The 26,164-nt window shown below is 74.2% G+C and carries 26 protein-coding genes; 15 read left to right on the plus strand and 11 right to left on the minus strand.

Annotated elements, in window-relative coordinates; genetic code table 11:
* Nucleotides 1-14: 14 nt before the first annotated feature.
* Nucleotides 15-914, minus strand: a complete 900-nt coding sequence (locus tag Pdca_RS09620; protein WP_085912445.1) for an SDR family oxidoreductase — start codon at nt 912-914, stop codon at nt 15-17.
* Between the two features lie 35 nt (nt 915-949).
* Nucleotides 950-1,690 (minus strand): SDR family oxidoreductase, encoded by a 741-nt coding sequence (locus Pdca_RS09625; protein ID WP_085912446.1) that lies wholly within the window; start codon nt 1,688-1,690, stop codon nt 950-952.
* A 75-nt stretch (nt 1,691-1,765) separates the two neighbouring features.
* Here Pdca_RS09625 and Pdca_RS09630 point away from each other — a divergent pair, with 75 nt between their 5' ends.
* Nucleotides 1,766-2,398 (plus strand): TetR/AcrR family transcriptional regulator, encoded by a 633-nt coding sequence (locus Pdca_RS09630; RefSeq protein ID WP_085912447.1) that lies wholly within the window; start codon nt 1,766-1,768, stop codon nt 2,396-2,398.
* Nucleotides 2,399-2,537: 139 nt separating this feature from the next.
* Here the strand turns inward: Pdca_RS09630 and Pdca_RS09635 are convergent, their stop codons facing one another.
* Nucleotides 2,538-3,770: a DEAD/DEAH box helicase gene (locus Pdca_RS09635; protein ID WP_197720044.1), complete on the minus strand. Its 1,233-nt coding sequence runs from the start codon at nt 3,768-3,770 to the stop codon at nt 2,538-2,540.
* Nucleotides 3,771-4,470: 700 nt separating this feature from the next.
* Here Pdca_RS09635 and Pdca_RS09640 point away from each other — a divergent pair.
* On the plus strand, nt 4,471-4,941 hold the full coding sequence (locus Pdca_RS09640; protein ID WP_125911338.1) for a hypothetical protein: 471 nt from the start codon (nt 4,471-4,473) through the stop codon (nt 4,939-4,941).
* A gap of 104 nt (nt 4,942-5,045) precedes the next feature.
* Here the strand turns inward: Pdca_RS09640 and yaaA are convergent, their stop codons facing one another.
* Nucleotides 5,046-5,795, minus strand: a complete 750-nt coding sequence (gene yaaA / locus Pdca_RS09645) for a peroxide stress protein YaaA (RefSeq protein ID WP_085912449.1) — start codon at nt 5,793-5,795, stop codon at nt 5,046-5,048.
* 305 nt (nt 5,796-6,100) lie between these two features.
* Between yaaA and Pdca_RS09650 the strand changes: the two genes are divergently transcribed.
* A complete protein-coding gene (locus Pdca_RS09650; protein WP_085912450.1) occupies nt 6,101-7,411 on the plus strand; it encodes a bifunctional o-acetylhomoserine/o-acetylserine sulfhydrylase in 1,311 nt (436 codons plus the stop codon).
* 13 nt (nt 7,412-7,424) lie between these two features.
* A complete protein-coding gene (gene metX / locus Pdca_RS09655; RefSeq protein ID WP_085912451.1) occupies nt 7,425-8,561 on the plus strand; it encodes a homoserine O-acetyltransferase MetX in 1,137 nt (378 codons plus the stop codon).
* 83 nt (nt 8,562-8,644) lie between these two features.
* Here metX and Pdca_RS09660 read toward each other — a convergent pair whose 3' ends face one another.
* Nucleotides 8,645-9,067, minus strand: coding sequence for a PPOX class F420-dependent oxidoreductase (locus Pdca_RS09660; RefSeq protein ID WP_085912452.1), 423 nt, complete (start codon nt 9,065-9,067; stop codon nt 8,645-8,647).
* Between the two features lie 281 nt (nt 9,068-9,348).
* On the opposite strand from Pdca_RS09660, the gene Pdca_RS09665 reads away from it, so the two are divergent.
* Entirely contained in the window at nt 9,349-11,106 is a 1,758-nt protein-coding gene (locus tag Pdca_RS09665; protein ID WP_166665923.1) for a proline--tRNA ligase, read from the plus strand.
* Nucleotides 11,107-11,119: 13 nt separating this feature from the next.
* Here the strand turns inward: Pdca_RS09665 and Pdca_RS09670 are convergent, their stop codons facing one another.
* Entirely contained in the window at nt 11,120-11,890 is a 771-nt protein-coding gene (locus Pdca_RS09670) for a hypothetical protein (RefSeq protein WP_085912454.1), read from the minus strand.
* 80 nt (nt 11,891-11,970) lie between these two features.
* Nucleotides 11,971-12,381, minus strand: a complete 411-nt coding sequence (locus Pdca_RS09675; protein ID WP_085912455.1) for a secondary thiamine-phosphate synthase enzyme YjbQ — start codon at nt 12,379-12,381, stop codon at nt 11,971-11,973.
* Between the two features lie 37 nt (nt 12,382-12,418).
* Here Pdca_RS09675 and Pdca_RS09680 point away from each other — a divergent pair, with 37 nt between their 5' ends.
* Nucleotides 12,419-13,486: an aminotransferase class V-fold PLP-dependent enzyme gene (locus tag Pdca_RS09680; protein ID WP_373865478.1), complete on the plus strand. Its 1,068-nt coding sequence runs from the start codon at nt 12,419-12,421 to the stop codon at nt 13,484-13,486.
* 55 nt (nt 13,487-13,541) lie between these two features.
* Here Pdca_RS09680 and Pdca_RS09685 read toward each other — a convergent pair whose 3' ends face one another.
* From Pdca_RS09685 to Pdca_RS09695, 3 genes are all read right to left on the minus strand, one after another.
* Nucleotides 13,542-13,847, minus strand: coding sequence for a hypothetical protein (locus Pdca_RS09685; protein ID WP_085912456.1), 306 nt, complete (start codon nt 13,845-13,847; stop codon nt 13,542-13,544).
* Between the two features lie 127 nt (nt 13,848-13,974).
* Complete coding sequence (locus Pdca_RS09690) at nt 13,975-14,457, minus strand: ferritin-like domain-containing protein (protein ID WP_085912457.1); 483 nt, start codon at nt 14,455-14,457, stop codon at nt 13,975-13,977.
* A gap of 25 nt (nt 14,458-14,482) precedes the next feature.
* A complete protein-coding gene (locus Pdca_RS09695) occupies nt 14,483-14,965 on the minus strand; it encodes a hypothetical protein (RefSeq protein ID WP_125911339.1) in 483 nt (160 codons plus the stop codon).
* Between the two features lie 273 nt (nt 14,966-15,238).
* Between Pdca_RS09695 and rimP the strand changes: the two genes are divergently transcribed.
* The 9 genes from rimP to Pdca_RS09740 all read left to right on the plus strand — a co-directional run bounded on the left by rimP (nt 15,239) and on the right by Pdca_RS09740 (nt 24,438).
* Nucleotides 15,239-15,841 carry a ribosome maturation factor RimP gene (gene rimP, locus Pdca_RS09700; protein WP_232021494.1) on the plus strand — a complete coding sequence of 201 codons (603 nt, stop codon included), beginning with the start codon at nt 15,239-15,241 and terminating at the stop codon, nt 15,839-15,841.
* Nucleotides 15,838-16,878: a transcription termination factor NusA gene (nusA, locus tag Pdca_RS09705; protein ID WP_085912459.1), complete on the plus strand. Its 1,041-nt coding sequence runs from the start codon at nt 15,838-15,840 to the stop codon at nt 16,876-16,878. Before rimP ends, nusA begins: the two co-directional genes overlap by 4 nt.
* Nucleotides 16,879-16,931: 53 nt before the next feature.
* Nucleotides 16,932-17,309 (plus strand): YlxR family protein, encoded by a 378-nt coding sequence (locus tag Pdca_RS09710; RefSeq protein ID WP_085912460.1) that lies wholly within the window; start codon nt 16,932-16,934, stop codon nt 17,307-17,309.
* A gap of 97 nt (nt 17,310-17,406) precedes the next feature.
* Nucleotides 17,407-20,430 (plus strand): translation initiation factor IF-2, encoded by a 3,024-nt coding sequence (gene infB, locus Pdca_RS09715; protein WP_085912461.1) that lies wholly within the window; start codon nt 17,407-17,409, stop codon nt 20,428-20,430.
* Between the two features lie 76 nt (nt 20,431-20,506).
* Nucleotides 20,507-20,803: a DUF503 domain-containing protein gene (locus Pdca_RS09720; RefSeq protein ID WP_085912462.1), complete on the plus strand. Its 297-nt coding sequence runs from the start codon at nt 20,507-20,509 to the stop codon at nt 20,801-20,803.
* A 67-nt stretch (nt 20,804-20,870) separates the two neighbouring features.
* Nucleotides 20,871-21,317 (plus strand): 30S ribosome-binding factor RbfA, encoded by a 447-nt coding sequence (gene rbfA, locus Pdca_RS09725; RefSeq protein WP_085912463.1) that lies wholly within the window; start codon nt 20,871-20,873, stop codon nt 21,315-21,317.
* Nucleotides 21,314-22,321, plus strand: coding sequence for a DHH family phosphoesterase (locus Pdca_RS09730; protein ID WP_085912464.1), 1,008 nt, complete (start codon nt 21,314-21,316; stop codon nt 22,319-22,321). Before rbfA ends, Pdca_RS09730 begins: the two co-directional genes overlap by 4 nt.
* Nucleotides 22,322-22,440: 119 nt before the next feature.
* A complete protein-coding gene (locus Pdca_RS09735) occupies nt 22,441-23,070 on the plus strand; it encodes a class I SAM-dependent methyltransferase (protein WP_085912465.1) in 630 nt (209 codons plus the stop codon).
* Between the two features lie 3 nt (nt 23,071-23,073).
* Nucleotides 23,074-24,438, plus strand: a complete 1,365-nt coding sequence (locus tag Pdca_RS09740; RefSeq protein ID WP_085912466.1) for an MATE family efflux transporter — start codon at nt 23,074-23,076, stop codon at nt 24,436-24,438.
* 41 nt (nt 24,439-24,479) lie between these two features.
* Here the strand turns inward: Pdca_RS09740 and Pdca_RS09745 are convergent, their stop codons facing one another.
* Nucleotides 24,480-26,162, minus strand: coding sequence for a sensor histidine kinase (locus Pdca_RS09745; protein WP_158092129.1), 1,683 nt, complete (start codon nt 26,160-26,162; stop codon nt 24,480-24,482).
* Nucleotides 26,163-26,164: the final 2 nt, after the last annotated feature.

Raw genomic sequence — 26,164 nt, forward strand, 5'->3', positions numbered from 1 at the left:
CGGGTCCGGGCGGTTCAGGACGCGTGCGGGTGCAGCAGATCCCCGAACCCGATCCGGTCGAGGAACCGCGCACGCACCCGGTCGGCGATGTCGGAGACCTCCTCCGACCCGTCGTCGACCGGATCGACGTGCACCCGGAACGGCCGGGAGCCGTGCGCGGTGCCGACGATCCGGACCACGGCCTCGGCGACCTGCGCGACGTCGGCATCGGCCGGGGCCATTTCCGCCAGCCGCTCGCCGACCTGGTCGACCAGTCCCGGGTAGCGGGCCTCGTAGGCGTCGGCGGTGGCCCGGTCGGCGGGATGCCCGCCGGTCGCGAAGTGGTTGGTGCCGCTGGTGAACGAACCCGGCACGAGGATGGTGGTCTCGATGTCGAACCGGGCGAGCTCGGCGGCGTAGGACACGGCGAGGGAATCCATCGCGGCCTTCGCCGCGAAGTACGGCGCCAGGTTCGGCGGGGTGCCGCCGCGGGTCGAGGTGGAGCCGACCCACAGGACGAGGCAGCCGCCGCGTGCACGCATGCGGGGCAGCGCGGCGCGGTTGACGCGCTGGGTGCCCAGCACGTTCGTGTCGTACACGGCGGCGATCTCGTCGGGGGTGAACGCCTCGGTGGGGCCGGTCACCATGTGGCCGGCGTTGTGCACCAGGACGTCGAGCCGGCCGCGCTCGCGGTGGACGGTCTCCAGTGCGGCGTCGGCGGACTCCTGGGACAGCACGTCGAGCTCGACGGTGCGCAGGTCGGCGTCGTTGTCGGCGGCCCACCGGGCGGCATCGGCCACCCGGTCGGCGTTGCGGCCGTGTGTGTCACGCATGGCGGCGTAGACGGTGTGGCCTGCGCTCGCGAGCGCGCGTGCGGACAATGCGCCGAAGCCGGATCCGGCACCGGTGATCAGGATGGTCTTCTGTTCGGACACGGGCCATCAGCTCCCGGTGGTTGCGGTGGGTGAGGTCAGGCGGCGCCGCCGTTGGGGGCCAGCACCTGGCCGTTGATCCAGCGGCCGTCGGGGCCGGTCAGGAACGAGACGGCGCCGGCGATGTCCACGGGCGTGCCCAGTCGCTCGAGCGGGGACTGCGCGGCGAGCCGGGAGACGGTCGCCTCGTCCTTGCCGTCGAGGAACAGCGGGGTCGCGGTGGGGCCGGGTGCGACCGCGTTCACGGTGATGTCGCGCCCGCGCAGCTCCCTGGCCAGGATCAGCGTCATCGCCTCGACGGCGCCCTTGGTCGCCGCGTAGCCGGCGTAGGTGGGCAGCGCGAGCCGGACGACCGTCGAGGAGAAGGTGACGATCGCACCGCCGCCCCGGACGCGCCGCGCGGCCTCCCGGGCCACCGCCAGGGTGCCGCGGACGTTGGTGCGCAGCATCCGGTCGAGCATGTCGAACTCGGTCTCGGCGAGCGGGGCGAGCTCCATGATCCCGGCGGTGTGCACCACCGCGTCGACGCCGCCGAACCGGCGCTCGGTGCTGTCGAACAGCGCCACGACCTGGTTCTCGTCGGCGACGTCGGCGCGGGTTGCGACGGCGGTCCCGCCCTCGCCGGTGATCGCCTCGACGGTCTCGGCGGCACGCCGCTCGTTGCCGGAGTAGTGCACGACGACCGCGTAGCCGTCGGCGGCGAGTCGCTCGGCGACGGCACGGCCGATGCCGCCGGAGCCGCCGGTCACGATCGCGGTGCGGGTGGTGGGGCGAGCCATGGGGTCCTCCTCGGACGTCTCGCTGTTATGTACGATGGGTACATATAAGCAAGATATGAACGGAGAGTCCACTTCATGACGGGTGACCTGAACCACAGTCCCGATCCCGGGCCCGCCCGGCGTGGCCGCGGCCGCAGGCCCGCCGAGCAGGTGCGACGGGAGATCCTCGACGCAGCGGGGGAGATCCTGCTCGCGGAGGGCATGGCGGCCTTCACCATCGAGCGGGTCGCCGCGCGGTCCGGGGCCAGCAAGGTGACCCTCTACAAGTGGTGGCCCTCGAAGGGTGCGCTGGCGCTCGACGGCTACACCCACGCCGTGACCGAGCAGCTGGCGTTCCCGGACACCGGGGACATCGAGGCGGACCTGCGTGACCAGCTGCGGTCGTTCGTCGCGGTGCTGCGCGGCCCGGCCGGCCGGGCGGTGGCCGAGCTGGTCGGTCAGGCGCAGACCGATCCGGAGCTGGCTGCCGCCTTCCGAGCGGTGTACTCCGGTCCCCGGCGCGCGCTCGCCGTCGAGGCGCTCACCCGGGCCCGGCAGCGCGGGCAGATCCGGGCCGACGTCGACCCGGAGATCGTCGTCGACCAGCTGTGGGGCGCCGGGTACCACCGGCTGCTCATCCCCGACCAGCCGTTGACCATCGACTTCACCGACGCGCTCGTGCGCAACCTGATGTCCGGGATCCGGGTCGGCGCGGGGGAGCCTGCCTGATATCGATCGGACGGTTCCGGGACGACCGTGCCGATGCGCCGCTCGCGCAGGTGCCGGCGGATCGCGCGCGAGAAGCAGGCGTTGTCACCGCGGACCCGCTCGGAGCGGGTCCGCGGCCGGCCCGGACCGACGCGGTGCCCTAGCGGCGCCTGCCCCGCCCACGGCCCTTGGCCGGTGCGGGCTGCTGGCTGCGCGGGGTCGGGATCGGCTCGCCCGAGGGCTCCCGCGACCCGGTGACCCGGACCAGGTCCGGATGTCCCGGCCCGACCCGTGCGACCTCGGGCTTCACCCCGGCCTGCCGGGTGAGCGTGTCGACCTCGGCCTTCTGCTCCGGAGTGGACAGCGTGACGACCACGCCGTCCTCACCGGCCCGGGCGGTCCGCCCGGCGCGGTGCAGATACGCCTTGGGGTCGGCGGGCGGGTCGACGTGTACCACCAGGCCGACGTCGTCGATGTGGATGCCGCGGGCGGCGACGTCGGTCGCGACCAGCACCGGCACCGCACCGGAGCGGAAGTCGTCGAGGGCGCGGTTGCGCTGGTTCTGCGAGCGTCCGCCGTGCAGCGGCCCGGCTGCGACGCCCTGGCGGCGCAGCACGCGCACCATCCGGTCGGCACCGTGCTTGGTGCGTACGAACATGATCGTGCGGCCCTCCCGGGCGGCGATCTCGGCGATCACCCGGGCCCGGTCGTCGGAGCCGACGACGAGCACGTGGTGCTCCATCGTGTCGACGCTCGCGGTGGCCGGGGCGACCGACCGGGTGACCGGATCGGTGAGGTACCGGCGGACGAGCGCATCGACGTCGCCGTCCAGGGTCGCGGAGAACAGCAGCCGCTGACCGTCGGACGGGGTGCGGTCCAGGATCGAGCGGACCTGCGGCAGGAAGCCCATGTCGGCCATCCGGTCCGCCTCGTCGAGCGCGGTGACGGTGACCTCGGACAGATCGCAGGTGCCCTGCTGGAGGTGGTCGGTGAGCCGTCCCGGGGTGGCGACGAGCAGATCGACCCCACGCCGCAGCTCGGCGACCTGCTTGGACATCGACAGCCCGCCGACGATCGTGGCGAGCCGCAGGTTCACCGGACCGGCCAGCGGGGTGAGGACATCGACGACCTGGGCCGCGAGCTCACGGGTCGGCACCAGCACCAGCCCGAGCGGTGCCCGGGAGCGGGCCCGGTCGCCGGCGAGCCGGGCGAGCAGCGCCAGCCCGAAGGCGAGTGTCTTGCCGGAGCCGGTCTGGCCGCGGCCGAGCAGGTCGCGCCCGGCCAGGGTGTCCGGCAGGGTGGCCGCCTGCACCGGGAACGGCGCGGTGAAGCCCTCGTCGGCGAGCGCCTTCACCAGGCCCTCGGGCAGTCCGAGCTCGGCGAACGACGGCATGCCCGACTCGGGGGTCGTCCACTGGACGTCGGCGGTGCCGGTGGTGCTCGGTGCGGCCTGCCCGCGGGCCTGCTGCGGGGCTCCGGAACCCTTGCCGCGACGCCGCCGGCTCGGGCCCCCGGCCCGGGCCGTGGTGTCCGCGGCGCGGCCGCGGTTGCCCTCGGTACGAGGGCCGCGCGGGTGCTCGGTGTCGGCGCGCCGGCCGGTGCCGCGGGCGGCCCGGGCGGGTGCGGCACGGCCGGGGCGCTCGCCGCCGGCCGCGGCGCGGTCGCCACGGGGCCGGTCGGCGGAGGGGGTCGCCGATGCGGCGGACCCGGCGGGCCGGGTGGCCCGGCGGCGGGACGGCCGTCCATCGGTGGACTGACCCGCGTCGGACGACGGCGGGCGGAACTGGGGCCTGGTCACAGGTCTCCTCGCGTGACGTGGCACGTCTTGCGGAGACCTCGCTGAACGGGTGCTCGGCCGACGGGCCCGGGCGCGGCTGGGCGTCCTCGCGGCGCGCGCTCCGTGATGGGAAAGCTCGGCCCGGCAGCTGGGTGGCCGGGCACTCGTGACATCAGGGTACGCGCCGCGGCGCGGCCTGAGTCCGGCGGTGCCGTGGGACATCTGACATCTGTCACTGCTGTCCCGTGCAACGCCGCGGTGGACGGGTGACAACCGGACGTTCCGGGCGATCGGGCGGACCGGCAGGATCATGGACATGATCGAGCAGCTGAACGTCTTCGTCGACACCCTGCACCCGGTGGTCCAGGTGCTCGCCGTGCTGGTGATCGGGATCGTGCCGTTCCTGGAGTCCTACGTGGGTGCCGGGATCGGGGTGGTGGCCGGGATGCCGGTGGTGCTCGCGGTGGGGGCTGCGGTGATCGGCAACCTGATCGCGCTGGCCGCCGCGGTGTGGCTGGGGGACCGGGCGCGCCGGGGGATCACGAAGGGTGGTGCGAAGCCGCAGAGCGATCGGCGCCGCAAGCTGCTGGCCCGGGTCGACCGCTACGGGGTGCCGATCGCCTCGCTCGCCGCCCCGACCCTGATGGCGATCTCGATCACCCCGTTCGCGATGGTCGCGGCCGGTCTGAACCGGCAGCAGGTGATCATCTGGCAGGCGATCACCGTGGTCGTCTGGGGAGTGGCCTTCGGTGCACTCGCGCTCGGCGCGCTCAGCGCACTCGGCTGATCGGGCGCTGATCGGGCCCGGAGGCCAGGCCGGGATCAGGCCCGGGGATCGGCCTGGGTCGGGCCCGGGGATGGGGCCGGGATCGAGCCCGGGGCGGGCCCGGATCAGGCCGGGATCACCAGGTCCAGGTGGTCCCCGGTGCGTTCCACGGTGTGCCCGGCCCGGCGAGCGATCCGGGCGACGGCGGTGGCGTCCGCCGGCTCGGCCCGCGAGGTCGCCAGCAGCCGCGCCAGCCCGCCCTTGTGTGCCTTGTTGTGATGGCTGACCACCGACCGTGAACCGTCGGCGCGCTCGGCCAGCACGTTCACCGTCACCGCACCCGGCACCGCGCCCAGCGCCGCGTAGCCCCCGGAGCGCAGATCGACCACCAGCTCGCCCTCGGAGATCCGGCCCAGCAGCGGATCGAGCACCGGCCGCCAGCGCGCGGCGAGCGTCCCCGAGCCGGGCAGCTTCGACCCCGCCGAGAGCCGGTAGGCCGGGATCGGGTCGTCGGCGCCGAGCAACCCGAACAGCGCCGAGCAGACCGCCAGCCGGGCCCGGGCACGGTCCCGGGTCGCCCGGGTCAGCGAGCCGGCGTCGAGCGCGTCGTAGAGCACCCCGGTGTAGCGGTCCAGTGCCGGCAGCGTCGGCGACGTCCACAGTGCGGCGTTGCGTTCGATCTCGGCGTCCTGCCGCGGCGAGACGCCGAGCGCGGCCCGGGCGGCGGGACGATCCGCGGCGAGCGCGACCAGCTCGTCGCACAGCTCCTTGCGGAGCGTTCCCAGATCGGCGTCGTGGGACAGCGCGGCGAGGTCGGGCGGGGCACCGTCCCCACCGGGGCGCTTGGTCTCGGAGGGCGGCAGCAGCACGAGCACGGCTCGCCACCCTAGACGGGCCACCGAGCCGCCCGACCGGGGCGTTGTGCCGGACGGAGTACCGGACTAGGTTTCCGGGCGTGACCTGCCTCGTGGCGCGCCTCCACGTCGACTGCATGCGGATCACGAGCGCGACCTGTCGCCCCTGTCGCTGACCTCGTGCTCGATCCGGCCGGTGCGTCAGACGCACCGGCCGCGTTCCTCCGCCGACCCGACCGCCGACGCCGCAGGCGCACGCCGCCCGGTCCCAGACGGACCGGCATCCGACCGCCGACGGCGTCGGCCGATACCGAGGAGATTCCCTCATGACCGACCCCGAGAAGACCGCATCCTGGTCGTTCGAGACCAAGCAGGTGCACGCCGGCGCCGCCCCCGACCCGACCACCGGTGCCCGGGCGACCCCGATCTACCAGACGACGTCCTACGTCTTCCGTGACACCGAGCACGCCGCGAACCTGTTCGGGCTCGCCGAGTTCGGCAACATCTACACCCGGATCATGAACCCGACCCAGGACGTCCTGGAGCAGCGCGTCGCCGCGCTGGAGGGTGGCGCCGCGGCGCTGGCAGTCGCGTCCGGGCAGGCCGCGCAGGCGCTCGCGATCCAGAACATCGCCGAGGCCGGGGACCACATCGTCTCCAGCGCCTCGCTCTACGGCGGCACCTACAACCAGTTCCACTACACGTTCCCGAAGATGGGGATCGAGGTCACGTTCGTCGACGACCCCGACGACCTCGAGGAGTGGAAGGCCGCGATCCGGCCGAACACCAAGGCGCTCTACGGCGAGACGCTGGGCAACCCGCGGGGCAACGTGCTCGACATCCGCGGGGTCGCCGATGTCGCGCACGCCGCCGGGGTGCCGCTGATCGTGGACAACACCGTCCCGACGCCGTACGGGGTGCGCCCGATCGAGCACGGCGCGGACATCGTCACCCACTCGCTGACGAAGTTCCTCGGCGGCCACGGGACCTCGGTCGGCGGCATCATCGTCGACTCCGGGCAGTTCGACTGGGTCGGCAACGCCGAGCGCTTCCCGGGCCTGACCAGCCCGGACCCGAGCTACCACGGCGCGGTGTTCACCGACGCCGTCGGCCCGATCGCCTACATCATCAAGGCCCGCGTGCAGCTGCTGCGCGACCTCGGCCCGGCGATCTCCCCGCAGAACGCCTGGCTGATCCTGCAGGGCATCGAGACGCTGTCGCTGCGGATGGAGCGGCACAACGCGAACGCCCAGGCGCTGGCCGAGTGGCTGGAGCAGCGCGACGAGGTGGAGAAGGTGCACTACGCGGGCCTGGCGTCCTCGCCGTGGCACGCCGCCCAGCAGCGGTACCTGCCGACCGGTGGCGGCGCCATCGTCGCGTTCGAGCTGCAGGGCGGTGTGGAGGCGGGCAAGAAGTTCGTCGACGCGCTCGAGCTGCACAGCCACCTCGCCAACATCGGCGACGTCCGCAGCCTGGTGATCCACCCGGCGTCCACCACGCACAGCCAGCTGGCCGCCGAGGAGCAGCTGGCCTCCGGGGTCACGCCGGGCCTGGTCCGGCTGTCGGTCGGCCTGGAGGGAATCGAGGACATCAAGGCGGACCTGGACGCCGGTTTCCGCGCGTCGAAGGGTGCCTGATCTCCTGTTGGATGTGAGAGACAAGCCGCTCCCTCCCGCCACCGGTGCGTGGCGGGAGGGGGACGACCCCGGACGCCGTCGGTTCCTCGACCTGCCAGCACCACTGAAACTGGAGGCGGGCGGCGAGCTGCCCGCCGTGCGGCTGTCGTACGAGACCTGGGGCGAGCTCGCCCCGGACGGCTCGAACGCCGTCCTGGTGCTGCACGCCCTGACCGGTGACACGCACCTGGAGGGGCCCGCCGGCCCGGGGCACCCGACGGCGGGCTGGTGGCCCGGGCTGATCGAGCCGGGCGGCCCGCTGGACCCGGCGCGCTGGTTCGTCGTCGCGCCGAATGCGGTCGGCGGCTGCCAGGGCAGCACCGGGCCGGCGTCGACGGCGCCGGACGGCCGCACCTGGGGGAGCAGGTTCCCGGTGGTCACCGTGCGGGACACGGTGGCCGCCGAGCAGTACCTCGCCGACGCGCTGGGCATCGACGCGTTCGCCTGCGTGATCGGCGGCTCGATGGGGTCGATGCGCTCGCTGGAGTGGGCGGCGACCGAGCCGGACCGGGTGCGCAGGCTGTTCCTGCTGGCCGGGCCCGCGGCGTCGTCGGCGGACCAGATCGGCTGGGCGAGTCCGCAGATCGAGGCGATCCGCTCCGACCCGCACTGGCACGGCGGTGACTACCACCAGCTGCCCGAGGGACCATGGCGTGGGCTCGGCATCGCCCGCCGGATCGCGCACCTGAGCTACCGGTCCGGCTACGAGCTGGCGACCCGGTTCGGCCGGGACCCGCAGGACACCGAGGACCCGTTCGACGGCGGCCGCTACGCCGTCGAGTCCTACCTGGACCACCACGCGGAGAAGCTGGTGCACCGGTTCGACGCCGCGTCCTACGTGCGGCTGACCCAGGCGATGAACCACCACGACGTCGGCCGGGACCGCGGTGGGGTCGCCCCGGCGCTGGCCCGGGTGCGGGCCAGGACCTACGTGGCGGGGGTGACCTCGGACCGGCTCTACCCGCTCGCCGAGCAGGAGGAGCTGGCCGCGGGGATCCCGCACGCCGACCCGCTCAAGGTGATCGACTCGCCGTACGGCCACGACGGGTTCCTGGTCGAGACGCCGACGGTGGCCCGGCTGCTCGGCGAGCTCCTGGACGAGACGGTCTGAGGGACTGAGCCGGTGCACACCGCGGCTGTACAGCGCGGGTGCGACGACGGGCGGGGCCGGTGGCCGCACCCGTCGCGGCACGCTCAGCCCAGGTTCTCGCCGTAGACGCGCTGCACCCGCATCGTCATGAGGATCCGCCGGTCCCGGACCATGACCTCGCGGTACTCGTCCCAGTCCGGGTGCTCGCCCGCCGCGTCCCGGTACCAGTCGACGAGCGCCTGCACCGCCGGGCCGTCGGGGGAGTCGTCCGGGCCGATGAGCTCGACCGGGCCCTCGGCGGTCGCCCAGGCCCGGCCGTCGGCGCTCTCCACGCTGAGCGCGGCGCGCGGGTCGCGGCGCAGGTTCGCGGTCTTCGCGCGGCCCTCGGTCATCGAGATCCGGATCGTCCCGGCCGCCCGGTCGTAGTGCGGTGTCACGGGGGACAGCTGCGGCATCCCGCTGCGCTTGATCGTCGCCAGCGTGCCCTGTTTCGCCTTCTCGAGCAGCTCGTGCTGTTCCTCGCCCATACCCCGGTCAACGGGTCCCCGACCCGGCGTGTTCCCCCGCACGACGGGTCCGCACGGGTTCGTGTCGTCCGCACGGGTTCCGATCCCGTGCGAATGCAACGATCCCGTGCGGCTGCGGCGATCCCGTGTGGTCACGCCGAGCCTGTGCGGCTGCGGCGAGCCAGTGCGGCCGGGACGAGCCCGTCCGCACGCGTCGATCCCGTACGGACGCGGCGAGCCTGTGCGGCTGCGGAGGAGAACCGGGGTGAAGCACCCCCGGGGTCGTCGCTACGCTGCTGCGGGTGTTGACCCGGATGTCGTCGCTGTTCCTGCGCACCCTGCGTGAGGACCCGGCCGACGCGGAGGTGCCCAGCCACAAGCTGCTGGTCCGCGCCGGCTATGTCCGTCGCGTCGCCCCGGGCGTCTACTCCTGGCTGCCGCTCGGTCTCAAGGTGCTCCGCCGCATCGAGGCCGTCGTGCGCGAGGAGATGGACGCCATGGGCGGCCAGGAGATCCAGTTCCCGGCGCTGCTGCCGCGCGAGCCGTACGAGACGACGAACCGGTGGACCGAGTACGGCCCGAACCTGTTCCGGCTCAAGGACCGCAAGGGTTCGGACTACCTGCTCGGGCCCACCCACGAGGAGCTGTTCACGCTCGCGGTGAAGGGCGAGTACTCGTCCTACAAGGACTTCCCGGTCGTGCTCTACCAGATCCAGAACAAGTACCGCGACGAGGAACGGCCCCGTGCGGGCATCCTGCGCGGCCGCGAGTTCCTGATGAAGGACTCCTACTCGTTCGACCTGACCGACGAGGGTCTGGCCGAGTCCTACCAGCGGCACCGTGACACCTACGTCCGGATGTTCGACCGGCTCGGCCTGAACTACGTGATCGTGGCGGCGACGTCCGGCGCGATGGGCGGATCGGCGTCCGAGGAGTTCCTGGCGGAGTCCGCGACCGGCGAGGACACCTTCGTCCGCGGGCCCGGCGGGTACGCGGCGAACGTCGAGGCCGTGACCACACCCGCGCCCCCGCAGATCCCGCTGGAGGGGCTGCCCGTCGCGCAGGTGCACCACACGCCGGACACGCCGACCATCGCCGCCCTGGTCGACTTCCTGAACGCCCACCCCGAGAGCAGCGCCGGCCGGACCTTCACCGCGGCCGACACCCTGAAGAACGTCCTGGTCAAGATCAGGCAGCCGGGCGCGACGGACTGGGAGCTGCTCGGCGTCGGTGTGCCCGGCGACCGCGAGGTCGACATGAAGCGGCTCGAGGCGTCCCTCGAACCGGCCCAGGTCGAGCTGCTCGAGGAGGCCGACTTCGCCCGCAACCCGTTCCTGGTGAAGGGCTACATCGGCCCGGGCGCGCTCGCCGCGAACGGCGTGCGCTTCCTCGTCGATCCGCGGATCGTCAGCGGCACCGCGTGGGTGACCGGCGCCGACAAGGCCGACCACCACGTCGTCGACCTGGTCTGCGGGCGGGACTTCACCCCGGACGGCACGATCGAGGCGGCCGAGGTGCGCGCCGGTGATCCCTCGCCCGGCGGCGAGGGCGTGCTGGAGGCCGCCCGCGGCATCGAGATCGGGCACATCTTCCAGCTCGGCCGCAAGTACGCCGACGCGTTCGGGCTCGACGCGCTCGGCCCGGACTCGAAGCCGGTCCGGATCACGATGGGCTCCTACGGCGTCGGGGTGTCCCGGCTGGTCGCGGTGATCGCCGAGCAGAGCCACGACGAGCACGGACTGGTCTGGCCGCGCGCGGTCGCGCCCTACGACGTGCACGTCGTCGTCGCGGGCAAGTCCGCGGAGCTGCTGGCCGGCGGCGAGGAGATCGCCGCCGAGCTGGAGCGCCAGGGCCTGGACGTGATCCTGGACGACCGCAAGGCGTCGCCGGGCGTGAAGTTCGCCGACGCGGAGCTGGTCGGGGTGCCGACGATCGTGGTCGTCGGGCGCGGGCTGGCCGACGGGAAGGTCGAGCTGAAGGACCGGGCGAGCGGCGAGCGGACCGAGATCGCCCGCGACGGCGCCGCCGAGCACGTCGCCGGGATCGTCCGCGGGGTCTGACCGGGCGCCGGGATCAGCCCGGGCGGGTCGCCGACGACGCGAGCTCGCCGGGCGCGTCCCGGCTCACCGGGTCGCCCGGCCCGCCGCCGACGTCCGCGGCGACGAGCAGCATCGCCACCCCGGTCGAGCCGTCCCTGGCCTGGGTGCGCGGCACCGCGAGCACCCCGACGGTGCCGTCGGTGGCCCGGCAGCCGGGCCGGCCGGCGGCGGTCCCGTCGGTGCGCACCGTCGCCTCGACCCACACGCCGTCCTCGGCGTCGTCCGGCCCGGGACGCGGTCCGGCCGGACCGACCGCGACCTGCGGGGTGGCACCGGCGTAGGCGGCCTCGCCCGCACCGCGGGCGAACGCCTGGGCGGCCTCGGCCACGCTCGTCCCGGCCGGGACCGCGACCAGCGCGGTCGCGGCCACCCCGCGCGGCGCCGGATCGGCCGGGCACTCCCCGGCCGCGAACGGCGGCACCTCGGTGAGACGGGTGAACGGCACCCCGAACACGTCCAGCGGGGCCGCCGGTGCGGAGACCGACGTCCAGCCCTGCGGCGGCGTCACGACGAACGTGTCCGGCGGCGCGTCGGCCCGACCGGCCGGTGGCGCCGCCGCCGGTTCCGCGGGCGTGTCACCGACCCCGGTCAGTGCGGCGACCGTGCCCGCCACGAGCAGCACCGCGACCAGCGCGGCCAGCACCGGCCGGAGCCGGCGTGCGCCGGCGGGGGGATCGGGCTCGCCCGGGTGGGCCTGCGATGCCGTACCCGGACGGCTGTTCGTCGACGTCCGGCCGGAGTTCACCGGCGAAGCCTACGGCCGAGGGCATCGGCCCGGGACGGGTCCCCGCCGGGCGGCCGTACCCGGGCGTCCGGCGGTCGGTGTCATCCCTGCAACAGCGACAGCCGAACCGACCGGGTCGGGTTGTCGATGTTGGTGTCGACCAGGCAGACCGACTGCCAGGTCCCGAGCGCGGGCCGCCCCCCGATCACCGGGATCGTCGTGGAGGGCGGTACGAACGCGGGTAGTACGTGGTCCCGTCCGTGCCCGGCGCTGCCGTGCCGGTGCAGCCAGCGGTCGTCGGCGGGCAGCAGCTCGCGCAGCCGGGCGAGCAGGTCGGTGTCGCTGCCCGCTCCCGTCTCGATGACGGCGATCCCGGCGGTGGCGTGCGGGACGAAGATGTTGAGCAGCCCGTCGCCGGCGCCCGCGTCGGTCAGGAAACGCTCGATCCGGGTCGTCAGGTCGACCACGGTCTCCTCGGAACCGGTCCGGATCTCGATCAGCTCACTGTGCACCCTCCGGACCCTAGGACCACGGATAGGCTCGGGCAGCGTGGAACGCACGATGACGGTCTTCGGGCGCGAGCTGCCGCGCCGTCCCGGCTACCTCAACACAGCGAGCATCGGTGTCCCGCCGCTGGACGCGTCCACCGCGGTCACCGATGCGGTCCGGGCGTGGGCCGGTGGCACGTCGTCGCCCCGGGACTTCGACGACGCGGTGGAGACCGCCCGGGCCGGGTTCGCCGCGATCACCGGGGTACCGGTCGCCGACGTCGCCCAGGGCGCGACGGTGTCCGGCTTGATCGGGCCGCTCGCGACGGCCGTCCCGGACGGAACCCGGGTACTGGTGGCGCAGGGTGAGTTCTCCAGCGTGACCCGGCCGTTCGCGCTGCAGGCGCACCGAGGCGTCCGGGTGCGCGAGGTGCCGCTCGACGAGCTGGCCGGGCACGCCGCGGAGCACGATCTCGTCGCGGTGTCGGTGGTGCAGTCCGCGGACGGCCGGATCGCCGATCTCGACGGACTGTTCGCCGCCCGGGAGCGCTCCGGCTTCCGGCTGCTGCTCGACGTGACGCAGGCCGCGGGATGGCTGCCGCTGCGGCTCGACCGGGCGGACGCCGTGGCCGGGGCCGGCTACAAGTGGCTGCTCGCTCCGCGCGGTGCCGCCTGGCTGGCCCAGCGACCGTCCTGGGTGGACGGGCCGGGCGGTCGCTGGCCGGAGGTCGTCCGGTCCGGCGCGGGCTGGTACGGCACCCGGGACCGCTGGGGCGACGGGCTCTACACCCCCGATCCCGCCGCCCGGCCCGGGCCGGCCGGCGCCGAGGAGGCGCCGGTGTGGTGGGCCCACGTCGGGGCCGCCGTCACCGTGCCCTGGCTGGCCTCGCTCGATCCGCAGCAGCTGCGGGCGCACTGCGCCGGGCTCGCCGACGCGCTGCGGGAGCGGCTGGACATGCCGGCCCGCGGTTCGGCGATCGTCGCGGTCCGGACCGACGGCGCAGCCGAGCGCCTGGCCCGGGCCGGGATCTCCGCCGCGGTGCGGGGCGGAGCGGCCCGGCTGGCGTTCCACCTGACGAACACCATCGACGACGTGGAACTCGCCGCGTCGGCGCTGCGCACGGGCTGAGGCCCGCCACCGGTGCTGCCGGGCCGGGCGGTGGCTCAGCGGCCCGGAGAGCCGATCACGGGTAGGCGCCGGTCATGACGTCCCAGGCGCCGCTGGCCGGGGTGCAGACCGGGTAGCGCGCGCTGCAGGCGTCGAGTGCGGGACCCACGACGTCCTGGAACTGGGCCTCGCCGGAGTCGGAGCCGGGCTCCGGCGCCTGGCGGGGCGGCAGCGGGATGAGGCCGTGGTCGCGGCCGTCGTCGATGTTGGGGGGCGGCTCGGCCGCGGTGGCGATCGCGGGGGTGAGGAGCAGCCCGCCGCCGAGTGCGAGCGCCGCGGCTCCGGCGGCGATCCGGGAGAAGGTCCTGGCCGGGGTGGTCATGTCGTCGCGCTCCTGCCGGGCTCGAGGGTCGTGTGCCATCCGTTGTGGACTGCTGGACCGAACGAACGTAACAGCACGGCCGAACGGAGCACGTCCGGACGGTTCGCCCGGAGCACCGGCTCGTCGGTCAGCCGCGGCCGGGGAACACCGGGATCGCCGGGCTCTGCTCGGTCGCGCCGCGCCAGAACGCGCACCGCACGGTGGACTCGATCATCCGGGTGAGCCCGGCCTCCCGCATCTCGCGGCTGGGCGCCCGCTCGACCAGTGAACGCCACGCCGCCGCGGTGTCGGTCTCCGCGGTGACCAGCAGCGCGCTCGCCGACAGCTCGTCGACGACCGGCTGCGGCGGGGTGTAGGCGGGCTGGGCCGACACCGGCCGCTCGCCCAGCTCGGTGAGTGCCTCGCTGACCTCGCGGCGCAGGGTCCGGTGCGCCTCGAGCTCGGTCCTGGCCCGGGTCGCGGTCTCCGGCGGGAGGAACGCCAGCGCCGTCGAGTACGCCCAGATCGCGGCGTGCTCACCGGCCAGCGAACGCTGCAGCGCCTCCTTCGCGACCTGGGCCGAGGGCTGCTCGGCGCCGTCGTCCTGGGCGGGCGCGCGACGCGGGCTCACGGGGTACCTCCTGCGCTCGTGCGGCTCACTGCAACACCACCACGTAGGCGGCGCAGCAGGCGGCGACCTCGGCGACCAGGCCCGCCTGCTGGGCGGACGCCTCGATGACCACCTCGCCCGCGGTGCGTGCGGACCCGTCGACCGAGTCGCGGACCGCGACGACGTCGGCGGACGGCGGCGTCGCGGGGACCGGTGCCGATCCGGGCGGGCGCCCGCCGGCCTGATCCAGCGCGGCGGCGTGCTCCAGCCGGGCCGCGCGCAGCGGCTCCAGCCGGCCGGCCAGCGCCGGATCCGAGGTCACGGCGGCGGCCGCCAGCGCGGCGTCCCGCCGGGCGGCGTCGGCCATCGCCAGCAGCGCCTCGCTCGCGTCGGCCCGCCGGTCGGTGCCGGGGGAGCAGGCCGCGAGCACCGGGGGCAGCGCGACGACCGCGGCCGCCGACATCAGCACCTGGCGCCGGTTGAGCGCCGGCCCGGCCACACCCGCCACCGCACGTCTCCGGTCCCTCACGAACAGTCATGCTGCCAGCCGAGGTGTGCCCGCTCGTCACCGACCGGGTGAGTACGGATCGGGGGATCCGGCGCGGCACCGCGACCGCGGGCGCCCCGATCGAACGCGCTAGGCTCATCGGCCGTCCCCTGCTGTCGTCCACGTCCGCCCGAGTCGGACGGTGCCGTGCCCGAGACACGCCGCGCAGCGGGGTCGTCCGGCTGCGGTCGCGGCGGTGGGCCGGATCGGCACCCGACGGCCGCCGATCGACGCGATCACGAGGAGAGTCACCCGATGCGCAGTCCGGACCCCGCAGCGCTGGAAGACCAGCTGCGCGGAGTGCTCGAGCCCCTGGTCCTGGAGGCCGGGCTGGAGATCGACGCCGTCGAGGTCCGTACCGCCGGGAGGCGGCACGCCGTGAAGCTGGTCGTCGACCTGCCCGAGAGCTCCTCGGCGACCGGCATCGACCTGGACGTGATCGCCCGGCTCAGCCGGGCCGCGGCCGCCGAGCTGGACCCGCACGAGCACCTCATCGAGGGCTCGTACACCCTCGAGGTGACCTCGCCCGGGGTGGACCGGCCGCTCACCCGTCCCCGGCACTGGCAGCGGAACTTCCTGCGCCTGGCCCGGATCACCCTGGTCGGCGGGGACACCCTGGAGGCCAGGATCGGCCGGGCCGGTGACGACCGGGTCGAGGTCGCACTGCCGGGCCGTAAGCCCGAGCTGCGCGAGCTCGCCTACACCGAGGTGGAGAACGCCCAGGTGCAGGTGGAGTTCAAGGCCGCCCCGGCCGCCGAGGCCGCGCTGCTGGGCGCGGACGACAGCAGCAGCGACGACAGCAGCGACAGCAACAGCAGCGACGAGAGCACGGACAGCGCGAACGAGGAGAACCGGTGAACGTCGACATCCCCGCGCTGCGGGCCATCGAGCGGGACAAGGAGATCCCCTTCGAGACGGTGCTCGACGCCATCGAGACGGCGTTGCTGACCGCGTACAAGCACACCGACGGCCACCACCCGGACGCCCGGGTGGAGATCGACCGCAAGTCCGGGGTCGTCCGGGTGATGGCCCGGGACTCCGCCGACCGGGCCGAGGACGGCACCCCCGGTCCCGAGTTCGACGACACCCCGGACGGTTTCGGCCGGGTCGCCGCGACCACCGCCCGCCAGGTGATCGTGCAGCGCCTGCGGGACGCCGAGCACGAGCGCACCTACGGCGAGTTCGCCACCAAGGAGGGCGAGATCGTCGCCGGCGTCGTGCAGCGCGACGCCCGGGCGAACGCCCGCGGCATGGTGGTCGTCGCGCTCGGCGGGTCCGGGGGCACGGAGGCCGTGCTGCCCGCGGCCGAGCAGGTGCCCGGTGAGGTCTACCGGCACGGTGACCGGATCCGCTGTTTCGTGATCGGCGTGCACCGCGGTCCCCGCGGAACCTCGATCACGCTGTCCCGCACCCACCCGAACCTGGTGCGCAAGCTGTTCGCGCTGGAGGTCCCGGAACTGGTGGACGGGACGGTCGAGATCGTCTCGGTGGCCCGGGAGGCCGGCTTCCGCTCGAAGATCGCGGTCCGCTCCACCCGCCAGGGGCTCAACGCGAAGGGCGCCTGCATCGGTCCGATGGGCGCCCGCGTCCGCGGCGTGATGGCCGAGCTGGCCGGCGAGAAGATCGACATCATCGACTGGTCCGAGGACCCCGCCGAGTTCGTCGGCAACGCGCTCTCGCCGTCCAAGGTGGTCTCGGTCACCGTGCTGGACGAGCGCGCCCGGATCGCCCGCGTCGTCGTCCCGGACTTCCAGCTGTCGCTGGCGATCGGCAAGGAGGGGCAGAACGCCCGCCTGGCCGCCCGGCTGACCGGCTGGAAGATCGACATCCGGAGCGATGCCGACCCGCGCGACCCGGTCGGCCCCGGCGGTGACCCGGTCGAGGAGCTGTCGTAGCCGGGAAGCGGGCGGGGCAGGTCGCGGTCGGCACGGCGGAGACGGGCGAGGGAATGCCCGATCGGTCCTCTGCGCTACACTCACAGGCGGTCCGCGGCCGCGGTCCGTCGCCTGCACGCCCCCGGTCGATACCGATCAGGACGTGCGTGGGGTGCCGGACCCGGGAACGGGCCGAGACACTGTTGCGAGTGGTCGCGGAGAACGGACATGTCGTCCCGGATCCGGATCGCCGCCTCCCCGGCCGGGGTGCCTGGTTGCACCCCGAGACGGGGTGCCTCGACCGGGCCGAGCGCCGCTCGGCGTTCAGTCGGGCGTTGCGCGTCCGAGCTCCACTGGACGCCACGGCCGTACGGCTCCGGATACAGGATCAGCAGGGGTCGGGGAGCCTCCCCGGCCCGTCATCGGAAGAAAGCAAGGTCGACCAGTCATGAGCCAGCAGTGAAGATCGCACCATGATCGTGCTTCGACACTAGGTTCGAGGTCGAGCGGGATGCTGCCGCCCGGCCTCCGGTCAGGACAAGGAGAGCAGTGGCAGGCAAGGCCCGCGTGCACGAGCTCGCAAAAGAGCTCGGAATCAGCAGTAAGCAGGTCCTCAGCAAGCTGCAGGACCTCGGGGAGTACGTGAAGTCCCCCTCATCCACCGTCGAGGCCCCGGTCGTGCGCAAGCTGCGCGACGCGATGGCCGCAGGCGGTGCCAACTCCGGTGGCGGTCAGCGCCGCGGTTCCGGCGCCCCCGGTGCCGGTCGTCCGCGCGCCGGTGGCCCCGGTGCCGCCGCGCCGCGTGGTGGTTCCGGCGCTCCGTCGCCGTCCCGCCCGAGTGCGCCGAAGCCCGGCCCGACCCCGGGCCCGGCTCCGAAGCCCGGCCCGCGCCCCGGTCCGGTGGCTCCGGCGCCGACCCCGGCCCAGGACACGCCGGCGGCACGTCCCGCACAGCCGGCGGCGCAGTCCGACGCGCCCCGGCCCGGTCCGGCCGCGCCGAAGCCCGGTCCGCAGGCTCCGGCCGCCGAGACCCCGGCTCCGTCCGGCACGCGTCCCGCTGCGCCGGGCCCGCGGCCCGGCCCCCGGCAGGCTCCGCAGGGTCGTCCCGGCGAGGGCCAGGGCGGTCCGCGCCAGGGTGGTGGCGAGGCGGGTGCCCGCCAGCCGAAGCCCGGTCCGCGCCAGCCGCGGGTCGGCAACAACCCGTTCGGTGTCGGCCAGGGCTCGCCCAAGCCCGGCCCGCGTCCGGCTGCGCCGCAGCAGGGTGGTCAGCAGGGCGGCGGTGGCGCCGCGGCGCCGGCCGCGCGCTCCGGTGAGGCCCCGCCGCGTCCGCCGCGTCCCGGTGGCGGTGCCCCCGGTGCCGGTGGCCCGCGCCCGACTCCGAACAGCATGCCGCCGCGTCCGAACCCGGGCATGATGCCCGCGCGTCCGGCGGCCGGCAGGCCCGGTGCCGGTGGCCGTGGCGGCCCCGGTGGCGGCCGTGGTGGACCTGGTGGCGGCCCCGGTGGCGGTCGCGGCGGTCCCGGTGGCGGACGTGGTGGTCCCGGTGGCGGTGGCGGCGGCGGTTTCCGTCCCGGTGGCGGCGGTCCCGGTGGGCCTCCCGCCGGTGGTGGCTTCCGCGGTCGTCCCGGTGGTGGCGGTGCTCGTGGCCGCGGCGGTGCCGCGGGTGCGTTCGGCCGTCCCGGCGGTCCCGCCCGGCGTGGCCGCAAGTCGAAGCGTCAGAAGCGGCAGGAATTCGACTCGATGGCCGCGCCCTCGGTGGGCGGCGTCCGTCTGCCCAAGGGCAGTGGCGAGACGATCCGGCTGCCGCGTGGCGCCTCGCTGACCGACTTCGCCGACAAGATCAACGCCAACCCGGCATCGCTGGTCCAGGTGTTGTTCCACCTCGGCGAGATGGTCACCGCGACGGCATCGGTCTCGGACGAGATCCTGGAGCTGCTCGGCCAGGAGATGAACTACCGGGTTCAGGTCGTGTCCCCCGAGGAGGAGGACCGCGAGCTGCTCGAGTCGTTCGACATCGAGTTCGGCGACCTCGGCGACGAGGACGCGCTGGCGGCCCGCCCGCCGGTGGTCACCGTCATGGGTCACGTCGACCACGGCAAGACGCGCCTGCTGGACACGGTCCGCAAGGCCAACGTCCGCGAGGGCGAGGCAGGCGGCATCACCCAGCACATCGGCGCGTACCAGGTGCCGGCGGAGCTGGAGGGTGAGGAGCGGCTCATCACCTTCATCGACACCCCGGGTCACGAGGCGTTCACCGCCATGCGTGCCCGTGGTGCGAAGTCCACCGACATCGCGGTCATCGTGGTGGCGGCGGACGACGGTGTGATGCCGCAGACCGTCGAGTCGATCAACCACGCCCAGGCGGCAGGCCTGCCGATCGTGGTCGCGGTCAACAAGATCGACGTCGAGGGTGCGAACCCGGACAAGATCCGTCAGCAGCTGACCGAGTACAACCTGGTGGCCGAGGAGTACGGCGGCGACACCATGTTCGTGGAGATCTCCGCGAAGCAGGGCACCAACATCGAGGCCCTGCTCGAGGCGATCCTGCTGACCGCCGACGCCGCGCTCGACCTGCGTGCCAACCCCGACATGGACGCCCAGGGCGTCACCATCGAGGGGCACCTGGACCGCGGCCGTGGCCCGGTGGCCACGGTGCTGGTCCAGCGCGGAACGCTCCGGGTCGGCGACTCGGTCGTCGCGGGCGACGCCTCCGGGCGCGTCCGGCGGATGATCGACGAGCACGGCGCGGACGTCACCGAGGCGCTCCCGTCGCGTCCGGTGCAGGTCATCGGTCTGACGTCGGTCCCGGGTGCGGGCGACACGTTCCTCGTCGTCGACGAGGACCGGGTGGCGCGCCAGATCGCCGACCGGCGGCGGGCCCGCGAGCGGAACGCCGAGCTGGCGTCCCGTCGCAAGCGCGTCAGCCTGGAGGACCTGGACGCCGCGCTGAAGGAGACCAACACCCTCAACCTGATCATCAAGGGTGACAACTCGGGCACCGTCGAGGCGCTCGAGGAAGCCCTGATGAAGCTGGACGTGGGTGAAGAGGTCGAGCTGCGGGTCATCCACCGCGGCGTCGGCGGTATCACCGAGGGCGACATCAACCTCGCCATCGCGGACAACGTCATCGTCATGGGCTTCAACGTCCGTGCCGAGGGCAAGGCCACCGAGCTGGCCAACCGCGAGGGCGTCGAGATCCGCTACTACTCGGTGATCTACCAGGCGATCGACGAGATCGAGGCGGCCCTCAAGGGCATGCTCAAGCCGGAGTACGAAGAGGTCGAGCTGGGCCGCGCGGACGTCCGCGAGGTCTACAAGTCCTCCAAGTTCGGCACGATCGCCGGTTGCCTCGTGCAGTCCGGGGAGATCCGCCGGAACGCCCGGGCGCGCCTGCTGCGCGACTCGCGGGTGATCCACGAGAACCTCCCGGTCTCCTCGCTGCGTCGGTTCAAGGACGACGTGGTCGAGGTCCGCGAGGGCTACGAGTGCGGTCTGACGCTGGGCAGCTACTCCGACATCAAGGTCGACGACGTCATCGAGACGTTCGAGATGCGGGAGAAGCCGCGGACCTGATCGAGGTCAGTCAGGCGGGGCGGTCGGTGTTCACCGGCCGCCCCGCCTGTTTCCCGCCCGTCACCCGGGAGGTCCGATGTACGTCGGTGCGCTGGAGTGCGACGTGCTGCTCGGCGACGTCCGGTCGCTGAGGCAGAAGCGGTCGGCGGTACGCCCGCTGCTGGCCGAGCTGCGCAGGTTCGAGGTGGCGGCCGCCGAGGCGGGCCACCAGGACCTGTACCGCAGGGCGCTGATCGGGATCAGCTGCGTCTCCGCCGATGCGGCGCACGCACGTGTCCTGCTGGAACGGTGCGAGCGGCTCGTTGCCGCCCGCCCCGAACTGGAACTGCTGTCGGCCAGGACCCGGCTCTACGGTCCGGACGACGAGAACTGAGCACGCGGCGCGGATTCCGCGGCCGCGCATAGACTCTGCCGCGGAAAGCTGGTGGAAGGAGCACGACATGGTCGACCAGGCGCGCGCACGCAAGCTCGCCAAGCGGATCTCGCAGATCGTCGCGGAGGCTCTGGAGCACGAGGTGAAGGACCCTCGGCTGTCGATGGTGACGATCACCGACACCCGGGTCACCGGGGATCTGCGTGAGGCGACCGTCTACTACACGGTGATGGGGGCCTCGCTGGACGAGGCCCCGGACACCGCGGGGGCCGCCGCCGCGCTGGACAGCGCGAACGGCGTCCTGCGCAGCCGGGTCGGTCAGCAGACCGGGGTCCGGCACACCCCCAGCCTCGCCTTCATCCTGGACCAGGTGCCGGACGAGGCCCGCCGGATGGAGGAGCTGCTGGCGCAGACCCGCGCCTCTGACGCCGAGGTCGCGAGGCTGGCCGCGTCGGCGTCGCCGGCCGGCGATCCGGATCCCTACCGGGCCCCGCGCGACGCCGAGTCGGAGTGAACGCACCCGGCTCGGACGAGTCCCTGCCCGGCCCCGGACCGGTCGATCCGGCCGGGGCCGCGCGGGTGCTGCGGGCAGCACGGGACGTGCTCGTCGTCGGGCACGTCCGGCCGGACGCCGACGCCGCGGGCAGCGCGATCGCGCTGGCCACCGCCCTGCGTCGGGCCGGAGTGCCGGTCACGGTGTCCTTCGGCGGGCCGGAGCCGGTGCCGGTGAGCCTCGGGGCGCTCGATCCCGACGGCCTGGTCGTCCCGTCGTCCGAGGCGCCGGCGGCACCCGAGCTGCTGGTGTCCTGCGACGTGTCGTCGGCGCAGCGGCTCGGTGACCTGGCCGACCGGCTGGACACCGCCGGGAGCTCGCTGGCCATTGACCACCACGCGTCGTTCACCGGGTTCGCCACCCGGCACCTGGTCGATCCGGCGGCCCCGGCCACGGTGCTGCTGATCCGGGCCGTCCTGACCGAGCTGGGCGCCGAACTCGATCCGGTGCTCTCCCGCGCCCTGTTCGCCGGGCTCTACACCGACACCGGCGGGTTCCGCTGGGGCGGTTCGGACGCGTTGCGCCTGGGCGCCGAGCTGGTCGACGCCGGTGCCGAACCCCGCGGGCTGATGCGTGAGCTCACCGGGACCCGCCCGTTCGGCTGGCTGGCGGCCCAGGCGGCCGTACTGGCCGGGGCCCGGCTGGAGCCCTCCGCGGCCGGCGGCGCCGGCCTGGTGTGGGCGGCGGTCGACGTCGCGACCGCCACCCGGTTCCGGGACCAGACCGCGACCGTGGTCGGGCAGCTGCTCGCCACGGCGGGCGACGGGGTGGCGGCGCTGCTCACCGAGACCGATCAGCACATGTGGTCGGTGTCGTTGCGCGGCAACGGATCCCCGGACCTGTCCCGGGTGGCGACGGCGCTCGGTGGCGGCGGCCACGCGGCCGCTGCCGGTTTCGAACGCGACGGCACGCGCGAGGAGCTGCTCGCGCTGCTGCGTGCCGAGCTGGACAGCGCGTCCGGCTGAGCAGGTCCGGCCAACCGGGGTACACCGCAGCGTCATCCGGGCGCGGTAGGAAGCGGGGCGGTCCGCCGGGCCGCGCCTGCGCGCCGTAGCGTATCGGCCGATCACCTCAGGAGGTTCGTGTGAGTTCGCAGCCCGTTCCGGCCCCGGACGGCCACGGAGACAGCAGCGGGTGGCGGGAGTTCCTCGGTGCATGGGTCCGCAACCCGGTGCGGGTCGGTGCCGTCTGGCCGAGCTCACGACGCCTGTCCGAGAAGCTGGCCAGGGTCGCCCCCGGGCACGGCACCCCCGTCGTCGTCGAGCTGGGGCCCGGTACCGGGGCGGTGACCGCGGAGGTGGCCCGCCGGCTGTCGCCGGAGGGTCGGCATCTCGCCGTCGAGCTCGATCCGGGAATGGCCCGCTACCTGCAGCGCCGGCACCCCGACGTCGAGGTCGTCAACGGCGACGCCCGCAAGCTCGGTGAGCTGCTGGCCGAGCGCGGCATCGAGCAGGTCGATGCGGTCGTCTCCGGTCTGCCCTGGTCGCTGTTCGACCAGGCGGGGCAGCAGGAGATCCTCGGGCAGGTCGTCGACGTGATCGGGGAGCACGGCGCGTTCACCACGTTCGCCTACTCGCACACCCTGCCGATGCGCTCGGCCCGCCGGTTCCGGGCGACGCTGCAGGACACCTTCGACGAGGTCGTCACGACCCGGACGGTGTGGCGCAACGTCCCACCGGCGTTCTGCTTCATCTGCCGCCGCCCCAGTCGCTGACCGGTGAGTGGCACCACCCGTACCCCCGGCGGGGCCCGGGACATCCTGCGGCTGGCCGTCCCGGCGCTCCCGGTACTGGCGGCCGAACCGCTGTACCTGCTGGTCGACACCGCCGTCGTCGGGCGGCTCGGGGCGGTTCCGCTCGCCGGGCTGGCCGTCGCGGGGGTGTTGTTCGCGCAGGTCACCACACAGCTGACGTTCCTGTCCTACGGGACGACGGCCCGCGCGTCGCGTTTCTACGGCGCCGGCCGCCGGTCCGCTGCGGTCACCGAGGGGATGCAGGCGACCTGGCTGGCGGTCGCCGTCGGGCTGCTCGTCATCGGGCTCGGGCAGCTGGTCGCGGAGCCCGTCACCCGGGCGCTCGCCGGCAGCGGTGAGATCGCCGACGGCGCGGCGAACTGGCTGCGGATCGCGCTGTTCGGCGCCCCGATGGTGCTGATCACCCTCGCCGGGAACGGCTGGATGCGCGGCGTGCAGGACACCGTGCGCCCGATGCGCTACGTGATCGCCGGGAACGCGCTGTCCGCGGTGCTCTGCCCGTTCCTGGTGCACGGCGCCGGTGACTGGGACGGGTGGGGACTGGAGGGCTCGGCGGTCGCGAACGTGATCGCGCAGACGGTGTCGGCGTCGTTCTTCCTGTGGGCGCTGGCCGTCGAGCGGCGCCGGGCCCCCGCGTCCGACCCGATCCGGCTCGCCCCCGACACCGCGGTACTGCGCGCCCAGGCGACGATGGGCCGCGACCTGGTGATCCGCTCGCTCGGATTCCAGGCCTGCTTCCTGTCCGCCACCGCCGTCGCCGCCCGGTTCGGGGCGGGCGCCGTCGCGGCGCACCAGATCGTGCTGCAGCTGTGGGTGTTCCAGGCGCTGGTGCTCGACGCCGTCGCGATCGCCGCCCAGGCGCTCGTCGGGTCGGCCCTGGGTGCCGCCCGCACCGCCGCCGACACCGTGCGGGCCCGGGCCGTCGCCGCCCGGGTGACCCGCTACGGCCTGTTGCTCGGGTGCGTCTTCGCGGTGGTGTTCGCCGCGCTGTACCCGGTGCTGCCGGGGGTGTTCACCACCGACGCGCTGGTGCTCGCGACGATCCCGGCCGCCTGGTGGTTCTTCACCGCGCTGCAGCCGATCGCCGGGGTCGTCTTCGCGCTCGACGGGGTGCTGCTCGGCGCCGGGGACGCCGCCTTCCTGCGTACGACGACGCTGCTGGCCGCGCTCGGCGGGTTCCTGCCGCTGATCTGGCTGTCGCTGGTGTTCGGCTGGGGGCTGGTCGGGATCTGGACGGGGCTCGCCGCGTTCATGCTGATCCGGTTGGTGGCGGTGGGGTGGCGCACGTACTCCGGGCGGTGGGCGGTGCCGGGCGCGGTCCGGGCCTGATCCCGGCGCCGCTGCCGGGACCGCAGCCACAGCCCCTACGCCTACGCGGACCGATCCCCGGCCCCGGCCGGGGCTCGCGTCGGCAGGGGCAGCCGGACGACGAAGAGCGATCCGGAGCCGGTGGGCCGCGCGGCGACCCGAACCGAACCCCCGAGCCGGCGGGTGATCCGGTCGACCAGGGCCAGGCCGATGCCGCGCGGTCGCCCGCCGGGCTCGCCCCGGGTACTGAAGCCGAAGGTGAACAGCTCCTGCGCGACATCCGGGGACACCCCCGGCCCGGAATCGGCGACCTCGAGGAGGACCTCGGTACCGAGGGTGCGGATCACGACGCCGACGGTGCGGTCGCCGCCGGCTGCGGCGGCCTCCAGCGCGTTGTCGACGAGGTTCCCGGTCAGCGAGACCAGGTCGTCGGGCGTGAACGGCAGCCGTCCGTCGGGGATCAGATCCGGGTCGCAGCGATCGTGCACCGAGAAGCTCACGTCGACCTCGGCTGCGGCCCAGGCCTTGTCGGCGAGCAACGCGGCGAGGACCGGGTCGGACACCTCCGCCACCACCTCCGCGCCCGGTCCGCGGGTGCGGGCCATCGCCGAGGACCCGGCCGCCGCGGCGTCGTGGGTGTCGCCGAGCTCGATCAGGGTCAGCACGGTCTGCATCCGGTTCGCGAATTCGTGGGCCTGGCCCGACAGGGCCGCCACCTTGTCGCGAGCGTCGTCCCGCTGACGCAGCGCGTCGACGAGCTCGGTGCGGTCCCGCACGGTGAACACCCGGGTCCCCTGGCCGGCAGCCGGCCCGGCCGTCCGGCAGTTGACCAGCAGCACCCGCTCACCTGCCAGTGCCGGCTCGTCGTGCAGGTCGGTGTGCAGGCCACGGGTGAGGACGGCCTCCACCGCCGGGTCCAGGCCGAGTTCGCCGAGCAGGAGCCCGGATGTGGCGTCCCCGGCGTCGGCCGGTGCCAGCAGGCGTCCCGCCTCGGCGTTGAGCACCACGATGCGACCGCGCACGTCGACGACCAGCAGGCCCTCACCGACGGCGTGCAGCACCGCCTCGTGATGGGTGTAGGCCGCGGTGATGTCCTCCGGTTCGAGACCCAGCGTCTGGCGGCGCAGCCGGCGGGCCAGCAGCACGGCCAGCCCGAGCCCGAGCAGCAGCGCGGCCCCGGCGGCCACGGCGATCGCGGGCAGCCAGCGCAGCGCGAGATCGGAGATCCGGGTCTGCAGCACGCCGACCGAGACGACCGCGGTGAGCCGGTCGTCGAGGACGACCGGTGTGACGGTGCGGACCGAGGGGCCCAGCGTGCCGGGGTAGATCTCGGTGTCGGTGCGCCCGGCCAGCGCCGGGGCGATGTTGCCCTGGTAGAGACCGCCGATCCGGGACGGGTCGTAGTGGCTGTAGCGGACCCCGCCGGGGGACATGACGACGATGAAGCTGGTGCCGGTCGCGATCCTGATCCGTTCGGCGACCGGCTGCAGCCGGGCGGACAGCGCATCGACGTCGCCGCCGGCCCGCAGCGCGTCGAGGACCTCGGGGTCGGCGGCCAGGCTCAGGGCGGTGGCGGTGGTGAGCCGGGCCGCGGCGTCGTGCTCCAGCTCCCGGGCTCCGATGACGCCGAGCGTGGTCAGCCCTCCGACGGTCAGCAGCACCGTCACGACCTGCAGCACGAACAGCCGGCGCACCAGCCGGGACCGCCGCAGCGGGGTGCTGGGGGAGCGGAACGGCCGGCGCACCT

The organism is Pseudonocardia autotrophica (genome assembly GCF_003945385.1).
Taxonomy (GTDB): Bacteria; Actinomycetota; Actinomycetes; order Mycobacteriales; family Pseudonocardiaceae; genus Pseudonocardia; species Pseudonocardia autotrophica.